This window comes from Rhodococcus sp. YL-1 (assembly GCF_001942025.1).
Taxonomy (GTDB): Bacteria; Actinomycetota; Actinomycetes; order Mycobacteriales; family Mycobacteriaceae; genus Rhodococcus_F; species Rhodococcus_F qingshengii.
The window spans coordinates 2,108,103-2,120,244 of sequence record NZ_CP017299.1 but is presented as its reverse complement, the minus strand read 5'-3'; the positions used below and the strand labels follow the sequence as shown (position 1 = coordinate 2,120,244).

Sequence of the window (12,142 nt, the reverse complement as noted above, 5' to 3'; positions counted from 1 at the left end):
CTTGTGCCCATGCCTTCTCGAACCACGTACTCGTTCGCCGTCGTGACTGCATCGTGTCTGCTGGCACTCTCCGGTGCCGTCACTCATGCCACCGCGGGGGTTCCGACAACTCCCGAAGTCGCGACCACCGAATCCATCGCGTCGGAATCGATCAGCGATCTGTATGCAGCCAAGGGTGCGCATGAAGTGGCTGCCGATTCAGTTCCCGGGTACCAACTGTTCTACCCAGCCGGCTTGTCGTCTGATGGCAATCGGCATCCCGTCGTCACCTTCGGCAACGGCAGCTATGCGACTTACGAAGAGTACGAAGCGCTCCTGCAGCATCTCGCTTCTTGGGGTTTTGTCGTTGTGGTGGCCGACAGCAGCGTCACCGGCGACGGGACGGAGATCTTGGGGGCTGCCCAGTACGTCGTCGATCAGAACACCAACGCTGAGAGCATTTTTCACCAGCGGATCGACACCGACAACATTGCCTCGGTCGGACACTCCCAGGGCGCCGGTGGCGCGATCAACGCGGCAACCCAGTCCGCGAATCTGATCACCGCCACGGCGGTACTCGATTTGCCTGACCCGTGGTGGGCCTCGCGACCTGTCGACGTGATCGACGTGGCCCAGTTGACCGGACCGACGTTCTTCATGACCGGCGCCGACGACCCGGTCTCCACCGCCGATCCGCAAGCTGAGTACTTCGACAAAACCGCCGGACCGGCGGTCCGCGGCAGACTGCTTGGCGTCGGCCACAATTGGGCCGCAGATGGCGAAGGATTCCGGGGCTACCTCACCGCGTGGCTGAGATTCACCCTGAGCGGCGACCAGACTGCCGCACGTGCATTTGTCGGCGACTCGGCGGAAATCCTCACCGATCCCCGTTGGGACCGGCAAGCGATCAAGGGTTTGTGATGACGATCTTGCCGTAGGCCTGCCCGGATTTCTGCTGCTCGAAAGCGTCAGCGAGGCGGTCGAGGCTGTAGGAAGAATCTATGACGGGACGAAGCGCCAGGCTCTCCAGCCCGGCGACCATCTCCTCCTGATGTGCACGACTGCCCACCAGAACACCTTCGATGGTGACCTGTTTGGTCAGTAGCGAAGTCAGGTCGATCGACGACGAGGGGCCGTTCATGATGCCAAGCGCGCAGATTCGCCCGCCTGGTCGGACTGCCGCCAGAGATTGGCCGAGGGTGGACGGCCCGCCGACGTCGAGGACGAGGTCGATCCCGCCGCTGAGCCGCATCGCTTCCGAACCCCAGTCCGGGCGCTCACGGTAGTTGACCACGTGATCGGCACCGAGCTCGACCAATCGTGCCATCTTGTCGGGGGCCGACGACGTTGCGATCACCTGAGCTCCAACAGCTTTGGCCAGCTGGACGGCAAACAGCGCCACCGTGCTGGTCCCAGGGATCAACACCGACGACCCTGGGATGATCGGGACTCCGGCAAATAGTGCGCGCCACGCTGACAAACCTGCGGTGGGCAAGGTAGCGGCTTCCTCGTAGGTGTAGTTTCGCGGCATCACTGTCACAGCAGATACCGGCACGGTGACGGTGTCGCGGGCGAACCCGTCGACACCGTCACCCGGCGAATTTCCGAATCCGTCGAAATCCGGTGTGCCGCTCCGCCAATGCGGCAAATAGGTGCTCATCACGCGATCTCCGACGCTGAACTGTGTTACGCCGTCTCCGACCGCAACGACCTCCCCGGCAGCATCGGACAACAGGATCCGCGGACCGTCGGTTGCTATCTCTCCGGTCGCCACGAGGTAGTCATGGTGGTTGAGCGAATTCGCGTGGATCGCGATCGTCACCTCACCCGCACCCGGGCCCGGGGTCTCGATCGTCCTCGATTCGAGGTTGTTCAATCCTCCAGGCGGGAGTACGTACACGGCGCGGTTGGTCATGGTGTGGATCCTCGCACGAATGGTGATCGGGTGACGTTCGGAAAGGGTTCTGCTGCTCAGAGGAGAGAAGCGGTGAACCCTCCGTCGAGAACCAGGCTGCTGCCGTTGCACCACGACGACTGGTCGCTCGCAAAGAACACTGCGGCGGCGGCAACTTCCTCGGTCCGGCCATAGCGCGTCTGCTTCGTGACCATCAAGTCGTCGAATCCCCCGGACTCGAGGCCGAGGGCATTCTCGAAATCCTGCTGGTGACTCTTGACCAGGTCGGTATCGATGAATCCGGGCAGCAATGCATTCGCGCGGATTCCGTGGAAGCGAAGTTCGGCTGACAGGGTTTCGGTGAGATTGCGAACTGCTGCTTTGGCTGCGGCATAGCTGCCGATCAAAGGCGAGCCGGTGGTCGACGAGATCGACGAGATGTTCACGATCGAACCGCCACCGGATGCGACGAGAGCGGGCAGCGAATGACGCACTGTCAAGAACACTCCATCGAGGTTGACCGACATCACTTTCCGCCAGTCCTCGAACGAGGTCTCGATCAGCGGGGTCGTGGTGGCGATACCGGCGTTGGGTACTACGACGTTCAGTCCGCCGAACTCTTCGACCGCTCTGGCGACGAGATCCTTGACCTGCTGTTCGTCGGTGACATCAGTTGTGACAGCGATAGCTCCGTCGATCGAGTCCGCCACTGCCTGTGCTGCGCCACCGTTGATGTCGGAGACCACGACCCTCGCGCCCTCCGCCCCGAACGCCCGGGCAATGGCGGCGCCGATTCCGGCACCTGCGCCGGTGACAATTGCAACTTTGTTCGCGAGAAGATCGGACATGTCAGCGTTCCCCTTCAATTCTCGGTCGGGACGTAGAAAAGCAATTCGGGTCCGGTGTCGCCGGTGGTCGCGATGGCCTCGGACATGTCGAGAGTTCCGTCGCCCAAAGCACTTCCCAACGCCTGCGCGGTGCCCGCGAGATCTTCCGTGTCGAGTTGATAGATGCTCAGGTAGCGGCGCGCGGGCAATGCATCCTCGGGCAGCAACTGCACATCCGCCAGGAAGAATCTGGAGGCGGAGACAACTCCGGGCACTCGTTCGACGACCTGCGGAATATGCACGTCGTCGTACCAGCGGTTGAACGCATCCTCCGAAGACGGATCGGCGGGGTGTACGTGTGCGACGAGAATCGCTGTGCTCATGAAGTTCCTCTTCGACTCGAAGTGCTTTTGGTTCAGCGCGTTTGGAAGGCGACGATATTCACGCGCAAGGCAACTGACCGCGGCTGCGTGTGGTGAATCGATCGCGCTCAAGCGACAACCCTAGGGAGCAAATGTGACCCGCACCATATGCTCGGAGGTCAGAGTTGAGCTCCACATTTGTCCTCTCGGCACAAAACTGTCTCTCGGCACTAACACGGTGGCCAGAATCAGGCGTTAACGGAAGTCTCGCGATTTGGCCGTAACTCGCAGATCCATCAGCTGCATCCGGTCTGCCACGACGGTGACAGCGCCTTCTGCATTCTGCACCTTCCCTCGAATAAGCAACGCCGGCGCCGTATTTGCCAATTTTCGGTACTTTGCCCACAACCCCACCGAACAGACGACGTTGACCATGCCGGTTTCGTCCTCGAGGTTGATGAACGTGACGCCCGCAGCTGTGGCCGGACGCTGCCGGTGTGTGACTGCTCCCCCCACCAGCACACGGTCACCGTCCGGGATGTCGAGAAGTCTCGACGCCGGCACCACGCCGAGCGCGTCGAGCTGTGGGCGGAGGAATTGTGTCGGGTACGTGTCGGGAGATACTCCTGTCGCCCAGACATCCGCCGCCGCTAATTCGACGTCGCTCATGCCGGGCAAGGTGGGAGCTGTGACCGACGCACCGATACCGGGCAAGCGGTCGGGGCGCTCCCCCGCCGCAGCGCCCGCTGCCCACAGCGCTTCTCTACGCGAGATACCGAAGCTGGCTAGCGCACCGGCGGTCGCCAGCGATTCAGCTTGTGCGGTAGTCAGTTCCACCCGCCCGGTCAGATCGAGAAACGACGTGAACGGTCCACCGAGGTCGCGCTGTTCGACAATTTTCTCGGCGAGTGCATCGCCGATGTTGCGCACTTCCCCCAGCCCCAGCCGAACCTCGAATCCACCTGCCTCGACGGTGGCATGCGCGAGGCTGACATTGATGTCTGCACCGTGTACCTGCACTCCGTGCCGGCGCGCATCGGCAACCAAGGACTGCGGCGAGTAGAAACCCATGGGCTGCGCGCGCAGAAGTCCGGCGCAGAACGCAGCGGGATGATGAAGTTTGAACCACGAGGAGTAGAAGACCAGCGCGGCAAAACTCTGTGAATGGCTTTCCGGGAAACCGAAATTAGCGAATGCATACAGCTTTTCGTAGATCCGGTCGGCAACCTCGTCACCGATGCCGTGTAGGTCTCGCATGCCCTGATAGAACCTCGCGCGCAGTTGTTCCATCTTCTCGGTGGAGCGTTTCGATCCCATTGCCCGACGCAATTGATCGGCCTCGGACGGCGTGAAGCCCGCAACGTCGACGGCCATCTGCATCAACTGTTCCTGGAACAGCGGAACCCCCAACGTGCGTTCGAGTGCCTTCTCGAGCGACGGATGGTCGTAGGACACAGGTTCGAGTTTGTTGCGCCGACGAATGTACGGATGCACTGATCCGCCTTGGATCGGCCCCGGACGGATGAGCGCGACCTCGACTACCAGGTCGTAGAAGTTTCGAGGCTTCAGACGCGGCAGTGTCGCCATCTGCGCACGTGATTCCACTTGGAACACCCCCACCGAATCTGCCCGCTGCAGCATCTCGTACACCGCCGTTTCCGACAGATCGAGTTGCGCCAGATCGACTGTGATGCCTTTGTGTTCGGCCACCAGATCCATCATGTAGTGCAAAGCAGAAAGCATGCCGAGGCCGAGCAGGTCGAATTTGACCAGCCCAGCGGCAGCACAGTCGTCCTTGTCCCACTGCAGGACACTACGATTGGCCATTCGCGCCCACTCCACCGGGCAGACGTCGGCGATGGGACGATCGCAGATGACCATGCCGCCCGAGTGGATACCGAGGTGCCGCGGATAGCCTTCGATCTGCGCCGCCAGTTCGAGTACCGGACGCGGAATATCGGTATCCGCATTCTTGTCGATACCGCCCCACCGGCCGACCTGCTTACTCCACGCATCTTGCTGGCCCTGCGAAAAGCCCAGCGCCCGAGCCATGTCCCGCACCGACGACTTTCCTCGATAGGTGATGACATTGGCTACCTGCGCGGCATACGTACGCCCGTACTTCGCGTACACGTGCTGGATCGCCTCTTCCCGGCGATCCGACTCGATGTCCACGTCGATGTCCGGCGGGCCGTCACGTTCAGGCGCAAGAAACCTCTCGAACAGCAGTTTGTTGCGAACCGGATCGACATTGGTGATGCCGATCGCGTAACACACCGCCGAGTTCGCAGCGGAACCTCTTCCCTGACAGAGGATGTCGTTGTTCTTGCAGAACGACACGATGTCATGCACCACCAGGAAATATCCGGGAAAGTTCAATCCCTCGATGATGGCAAGTTCATGTTCGAGCTGTTCGTATGCCTTCGGTGCACCTTCCGGCGGTCCGTAGCGTTCCAGCGCCCCCACCATGGTGAGCTCACGCAACCACGACGCCTCGGTATGCCCGGCTGGCACGTCGAACGGTGGCAATTTGGGCGCGATGAGCTTGAGATCGAAAGCGCACTCACGACCAAGATCGGCGGCACCACTGACAGCCTCGGGATAGAGCGAGAACAGTGCCGCCATCTCCGCGCCGGACCGCAGGTGCGCTCCGCCGGTAGGGGCCAACCATCCTGCTGCCTCGTCCAAGCTTTGACGCGACCGCACAGCCGCCATTGCCATGGCGAGGCGTCGACGCGGAGGAGCGGCGAAGTGCGCGGCGGTGGTCGCCACCGTACGTAGTCCATGCTCTCTCGCCAATTCGGCCAGAACGGCATTGCGCTCGTCGTCCTCCGCCAACCCATGATGAGTGAGTTCCACCGACACTCGCTCCGCCCCGAAACGCTCGACCAGATCCTGCAAAGCCTCCGTCGCCGCGTCGCGACCACCCGACGTCAAGGCTTGCCGCACATGACCTTTCCGGCACCCGGTCAGGATCTGCCAGTGGCCACCGGCCGCTTCGGTCAATACGTCGTAGTCGTACTGCAGTTTGCCCTTCTCGCCGCCCGCCAGATGCGCGGCGGCGATCTCCCGCGAGAGCCGGCGATACCCTTCCTGCCCACGGGCAAGTACCAGGAGGTGCGTTCCACCGGGATCTGCCGTGCCGGTTCTGGGTACCGAATCCAGAGACAACTCGGCCCCGAACACGGTGCGCATTCCCCATTCACGTGCGGCTTCCGCAAACCTCACCACGCCGTAGAAGCCGTCGTGATCGGTGACGGCGATAGCTTCGAGCCCGAGACGCACTGCTTCCTCGACCAGCTCTTCCGGCGGTGATGCACCGTCGAGGAAACTGAAGGCCGAGTGAGCGTGCAGTTCTGCGTAAGGAACTACACCGGCACCACGGGTGAGCTCGCCCGCGTGGTACTCGCCGCGCTTTCTTGACCAGGCGGGGCTGTCGCTTCCATCGCCCGGAAACAAATCCTCGTGTTCCACACGGCCGGGTCGTCCGGAAAGCACCCGTTCCATCTCGGACCACGTCGGCGGCCCATTTCCCCAACCCACACTGACCTCGCACCTGATCGAGTCGGCCGTCAGGGACGACCGACTGCTCGAGGATGCCGAAAGGGAAGACGCACCACATGCATCGAACTGATGTTCGATGCAGATTCAGTCTGACAGGTCACTCACCCACAGTCAACAGAGCGAATCTCAACCCTCACCGTCTCGTCACATTCAGATGTACGCATGTCTGCACTCCGTTCACTTTCGCCCCAGATCATTAGCGGCGTTCATAATCTCCATCCATACTGTTTCCAGGAGTACTACTCGTATGTCGTTCTCGCGCAACACACGTAGGTTGACGGCCGTCGCCGGCGCCGTCGCCGTTCTGGCCGCTGCCGGCTGCAGCAGCAGCGCCGACGAGGCCACCGGCTCGAACGGCGCGACCGTCGATCGCGCCGCGACCGGCGAACTGTCCTCGAACGGTGGCGCTCGTCGCATCGACGGTGATCAGTCGGCCGCAGTGCGCGACGCCGTCAATGCCTCCGGCGCGAAGAACGTCATCCTCCTGATCGGGGACGGCATGGGCGACTCGGAGATCACCGCCGCACGCAACTACGCCGAAGGCGCTGCGGGCAGCTTCCCCGGCCTCGACGCCCTGCCGATCACCGGCCAGTACACGCACTACGCACTGACCAAGGACGGCAAGCCCGACTACGTCACCGACTCCGCAGCCAGCGGATCGGCATGGTCCACCGGCACCAAGACCTACAACGGCGCGATTTCGGTCGACATCAAGGGGCAGGCCCAGTCGACCGTCCTCGAGATCGCCAAGGCGAACGGCAAGGCCACCGGCAACGTCTCCACCGCCGAGGTGCAGGACGCCACCCCCGCAGTGCAGGTCGCGCACGTCAGTGGCCGCAAGTGCTACGGACCGGAGGCGACGTCCAAGTCCTGCCCGGAGAACGCCCTCGAGAACGGCGGCAAGGGATCGATCAGCGAACAGCTCCTCGACACCCGCGCCGACGTCACCTTTGCCGGCGGCGCCAAGTCCTTCGCCGAGACTGCGAAAGCCGGTGACTGGCAGGGCAAGACGCTCAATGAGCAGGCCGCCGCCCGTGGCTACCAGCTGGTGAAGAACGCCGCCGAGATGAACGAGGTCGGCAAGGCCGATCAGGATGCACCCGTGCTCGGCTTGTTCGCCGACGGCAACATGCCCGTCCGCTGGGAAGGCTCTGTCGCCACCCGTGACGGTTACCTGCAACCCGCCGAAACCTGCGTCGACAACCCCAAGCGAACCTCCGACGTGCCCAAGCTCGCGGACATGACTCAGAAGGCCATCGACCTACTGAAGGTCAACGACAACGGATTCTTCCTCCAGGTCGAAGGTGCCTCGATCGACAAGCAGGATCACGCAGCCAACGCATGCGGTCAGATCGGTGAAACCGTCGACCTCGACGAAGCTGTGCAGAAGGCACTCGAATTCGCGAAGACCGACGGAGAAACCCTGGTCATCGTCACAGCCGACCACGCTCACACCAGCCAGATCGTCACCAATGTCAGCGCCGACGACATCGCCACCATCGCCAAGGACCAGAACATCCCGGTCGAGCGCGCCCAGGAAATCGTCTACCCCGGCCTGACCCGCAAGCTGACCACCAAGGACGGCTCGGAGATGACGATCAGCTACGGAACGTCCGAGGATCCGGCCGTCGAGTCCGAAGGACACACCGGAACTCAGTTGCGCGTAGCAGCTTTCGGCCCGCATGCGGCCAACGTCAGCGGTCTCACGGACCAGACCGACCTGTTCTTCACAATGACCGACGCGCTGGGACTCGACCGTTCCAAGGTCGCAGCTCACTGATCCGACAACACCTGAATCCGCCCACCCACAGTCACACCAGAGCAGCCAAGGCGCGCACCCGATCTTCGGGTGCGCGCTTCGGGCAACTGGTGCATTTGCCTTCACCGGGTACCTCGTAGATCAGGCAGCACGACGCCCGCTGCGTGAATCTGCGTCGCCCGAATGCCACCGGCGTCAATGGATTACTTACGCGCACAGCAGATTCTCTGCGATCCACGTCCACGAAACGCGGGACCGGAATGCCCGGGTTCTCACCGCGGAGAACTTCGATCAGACCGGCCGCAAATGCACTTCCGCGCTCCCGCGCATTACCGGCGGCATCGAGGCTGCGATTGGCGATGGAGTCCGTCGTGATCGCCCACAGCGCCTGCTGCCGAACGCCGGAGACCTCGGCGAGTACCTCGATCACGGGATTGAGCGAGCGGAACATCGCGTGGCCCAACTCCGCCACACTCCGCGAGATCGGAATGACCGATCCGGCAGCAAAACCGCCCAGATAGCCGTCGTCACGCAAGAAGATCCGCCCACCGTCCAACGATGGATCGGCCGCGAACCCGGTGACCATCCCGGTTCCGATCGGAATGCCGGTCAGCGTCGAGCTGGCCGAGTACCACCACAACGTGCCGTTCACTCGACTGTCCGCACTCCCCCATCGCTCTGCCGTATCGGCGACACGTGCTGCCAACCACTGGGGGTCGGTCATCAACACCGCGGGCACCGTATCCGGATACGCGCTCAGGTTGTCGAAGAACGGCACAGCTACTGCCATACGGGCGTAGATCCCGGCCACCGATTCCGTCATGCCAGCCCCAATATCTCCATCCGCGGACGTACTCCGCGTTCGACTCGCGCCCTGATGCCGAAAACCTCGGCCAACAACGGCTCGTCCAACACCTCGACCGTAGACCCACACGCGCGGAGTTCACCTTCGGTGAGCACGGCAAGGTTGTCGCAGTACTCGACTGCCAACCGTAGATCGTGCATCGTGACCACAACTGCGAGCCCCGCCGACGCAAGTTCGGTAAGCAGTTCCATCACGATCAACTGGTGACGAAGATCGAGATGATTGGTCGGCTCGTCCAACAACAGAACCTTGGGCTCCTGAGCCAATGCGCGAGCTATCGAGACACGTTGCCGCTCACCACCCGACAGGGTCGATACGTCTCGTCCGGCAAGCTCGACCAAACCGACCTGCTCGATGCACCGGTCCACGATGGCGGTATCGCGCTCCGTGCTTCGGTCCAACCAGCTGCGGTGCGGAGTTCGTCCGAGCGCGATCGATTCACGAACCGAAAGTCCTGCCGAGACAGTGGGTTCTTGAACACTTGCCGAGACAGTTCGGGCGATGTCCTTACGCGAGAGCGTCGTCGAGTCGACTTGATCGATCAGAACTGCGCCACCTGTCGGCGTCAAAGCGTTGTAGCAGCAGCGCAGCGCCGTCGTCTTGCCACTGCCGTTCGGCCCGACCAAGCCCAATATTTCACCGGACTTGACTGCGAAAGTGATGCCGCGCAACACTTCGCGATTTCCGAGCCGCGCCCGGGTCTCGACGAGTTCGAGCGGGGGCGCAGTTTCGGAGTCTTTCGGGAGTGTCACTGTTCTGGCCTGTGTCACTGTTCGAGCCTCCGATACTGCCGGTAGAGCATCCAGACGAAGATCGGTGCACCCACGAGGGCCGTGATCACTCCGACCGGAACTTCAGTGGATTGTGCCACCGAGCGCGCAGCGGTATCCGCGGCAACCATCGCGACGGCGCCCAGCAGGGCTGCAGCAGGGAGCAGTCGAATTGCTCTGGTGCCGACGATGAAGCCGGCCAGATGCGGGATCAGCAGACCGATGAAACCGATTCCACCGGCAACGCTGACTGCTGCGCCCGCGAGTACGGAGACCGCGAGCAAGGACAAGACACGGAACCGTCGGACGTTCATACCGAGTGCAGCGGCCCCGTCGTCACCGGTCTGCAAAACGTCCATCCATCGCGAACTGAACAGAAGGGCTGTGCCGACGACGGCGAGTGCGATCGTCGGGAAGATCAGCGTCGACCATCGTGCATCACCGAATCCGCCGGCAATCCAGTGCATCACCGACGTCACGTGCCGATCATCGGCCAATACCAGGATGCAAAAGGTGATGAGCGCCGAGAATATCTGGGCGAGCGCGACACCCACCAAAATGATCGCGGTCGGCTGCGGATACCGGCCGCCGATCAGCAGTGCGAAAAACAACGGGATCATCGCCCCGGCGAATGCTGCGACCGGAATCGTGAAAACCCCGAGGAGGCCGGCGCCGAAACCCAGCACCGACACGAGCACCACCATGAATCCCGCGCCCGACGAGACTCCGAGCAGATACGGATCGGCAAGCGGATTACGGGTGACAGCTTGAGCAACTGCACCTGCCATGGCCAACGAAGCACCCACTACCGCGGCAGTGAGTGCACGTGGCAGGCGGGAGTCGATCACGATCGACTCCCGCGCCGCGGTCCACCACGTCTCGAAAGTCCCTGGCGCCAAACGGGCTCCGACTATCGCCCAGACGTCACCGACGGGAATGCGAACCGATCCCAAGGAGACGGCCAACCCCAGGACGATCGCCAAGGCGACCGCCAAGCCGACAAGCAGGGCGCCGTACCCGTAACGCGTGCGGGTCACTTCGCCGCGTCAGCGCCTGGATGGAAGGCTGTTGCGATGGTCTGTGCCGAACGCACCAACCGTGAACTCTCGAACAGGTCAGCGAGAGGAACCACGACGAACCGGTTCTGCTGCACAGCAGGGGTGGTCGCCATCAACGGCTGGGCACGGAGGAAGTCGATCTTCTGCTCGGCGGTCTTGTCGCCGTAGTCGATGACCACGATTGCCTGGGGTGCACGCTCGGCAACAGCTTCCCACGATGCGTCGATGTAGGGCTTTGTCCCTTCGGCGAAGATGTTCGAGACGCCGGAGTATTCCGCGACCAATTGACCGACGCCGACTCCGCCGATGGTCGTCGGAACCTGGTCACCGCTGTCGTAGAAGAAGGTCGGTACCGGCGCCGCGTCTCCGACCGAAGCGCGGACGGAATCGAGACCATCGCTGATCTGCTCTGCGACCTCGCGGGCGGAATCTTCGACGCCCAGGACTCGACCGAGTTGCGTGTAGTCGTTCTCGAGCAATCCGATGTCGGGGAAACCGGTGCCACAGTATTCCGAGAAGAGGAAGGTGTTGATTCCGCGCTCGCCGAAAGCGTCTCGGGAACGGCCTTGCTTCTCGTTGAAGGCACTGGTCATTCCTCCGACCACGAAGTCCGGATCGACGTCGAGGACCTGCTCCATGCTGGGGAACGTATCGGAAAGGCTGGGAATCTTGTTGAATACATCGGCGGTCTCGGCAGTTGGCGGGTTGTCGCTGTACGCCCGCCCGACAATCCGATCACCCGCGCCGATCTCGATGAGGGCTTCGGTGACGTGTCCGTTCAAAGACACGATGCGCTGCGGCGGCGAATCGAAGGTCATCTCGCGATCGCAGTTGGTCACGGATACCGGCTGTGCGAAGGATTCCGCAGCAGACGCCGACTCTGATTCCTGACCTTTGGAACAACCTGCCGAAACCAAGGCGACCGCGATGAGAACAGCGGCGGCGCGGGACGGGGAGAACTGAAGTGACACGGGGACCTCGTAAGGGCTCTGAGCCACGAATGAGAATCCGACAGACAACTCCGCCCGCACGCTGATCCTCGGCCAGAGCTCCTGCTGGACTTC

10 protein-coding genes are annotated in these 12,142 nt (G+C 62.4%); 2 read left to right on the top strand and 8 right to left on the bottom strand.

The genetic code is table 11. The annotated features are described in order from the left end of the window. Positions 1-9 precede the first annotated feature (9 nt). Complete coding sequence (locus BH682_RS09895; protein WP_007727417.1) at positions 10-900, top strand: dienelactone hydrolase family protein; 891 nt, start codon at positions 10-12, stop codon at positions 898-900. Here BH682_RS09895 and BH682_RS09890 read toward each other — a convergent pair. The 4 genes from BH682_RS09890 to BH682_RS09875 all read right to left on the bottom strand — a co-directional run bounded on the left by BH682_RS09890 (position 887) and on the right by BH682_RS09875 (position 6,605). Next, complete coding sequence (locus BH682_RS09890; protein WP_007727420.1) at positions 887-1,894, bottom strand: zinc-dependent alcohol dehydrogenase family protein; 1,008 nt, start codon at positions 1,892-1,894, stop codon at positions 887-889. The genes BH682_RS09895 and BH682_RS09890 overlap by 14 nt on opposite strands. 56 nt (positions 1,895-1,950) lie before the next feature. Continuing rightward, positions 1,951-2,721 carry a glucose 1-dehydrogenase gene (locus BH682_RS09885; RefSeq protein ID WP_003940866.1) on the bottom strand — a complete coding sequence of 257 codons (771 nt, stop codon included), beginning with the start codon at positions 2,719-2,721 and terminating at the stop codon, positions 1,951-1,953. A gap of 14 nt (positions 2,722-2,735) precedes the next feature. Further along, the gene (locus tag BH682_RS09880; RefSeq protein ID WP_007727425.1) at positions 2,736-3,083 is read right to left on the bottom strand and encodes a hypothetical protein; all 348 of its coding nucleotides are present in this window, start codon (positions 3,081-3,083) and stop codon (positions 2,736-2,738) included. Between the two features lie 234 nt (positions 3,084-3,317). Further along, on the bottom strand, positions 3,318-6,605 hold the full coding sequence (locus tag BH682_RS09875) for an error-prone DNA polymerase (RefSeq protein ID WP_075832779.1): 3,288 nt from the start codon (positions 6,603-6,605) through the stop codon (positions 3,318-3,320). A 268-nt stretch (positions 6,606-6,873) separates the two neighbouring features. Between BH682_RS09875 and phoA the strand changes: the two genes are divergently transcribed. After that, positions 6,874-8,406 (top strand): alkaline phosphatase, encoded by a 1,533-nt coding sequence (phoA, locus tag BH682_RS09870; RefSeq protein WP_003940796.1) that lies wholly within the window; start codon positions 6,874-6,876, stop codon positions 8,404-8,406. A gap of 31 nt (positions 8,407-8,437) precedes the next feature. On the opposite strand, the gene BH682_RS09865 is transcribed toward phoA, so the two are convergent. Genes BH682_RS09865 through BH682_RS09850 form a run of 4 tightly spaced genes read right to left on the bottom strand, consistent with a single transcriptional unit; the run spans position 8,438 to position 12,049 of the window. Continuing rightward, positions 8,438-9,208: a (2Fe-2S)-binding protein gene (locus BH682_RS09865; RefSeq protein WP_075832778.1), complete on the bottom strand. Its 771-nt coding sequence runs from the start codon at positions 9,206-9,208 to the stop codon at positions 8,438-8,440. Continuing rightward, the gene (locus tag BH682_RS09860; RefSeq protein WP_411561101.1) at positions 9,205-10,020 is read right to left on the bottom strand and encodes an ABC transporter ATP-binding protein; all 816 of its coding nucleotides are present in this window, start codon (positions 10,018-10,020) and stop codon (positions 9,205-9,207) included. Before BH682_RS09860 ends, BH682_RS09865 begins: the two co-directional genes overlap by 4 nt. Next, positions 10,017-11,057 (bottom strand): FecCD family ABC transporter permease, encoded by a 1,041-nt coding sequence (locus BH682_RS09855; RefSeq protein ID WP_075832776.1) that lies wholly within the window; start codon positions 11,055-11,057, stop codon positions 10,017-10,019. Before BH682_RS09855 ends, BH682_RS09860 begins: the two co-directional genes overlap by 4 nt. Further along, on the bottom strand, positions 11,054-12,049 hold the full coding sequence (locus BH682_RS09850; protein ID WP_054188177.1) for an ABC transporter substrate-binding protein: 996 nt from the start codon (positions 12,047-12,049) through the stop codon (positions 11,054-11,056). Before BH682_RS09850 ends, BH682_RS09855 begins: the two co-directional genes overlap by 4 nt. Positions 12,050-12,142 lie beyond the last annotated feature (93 nt).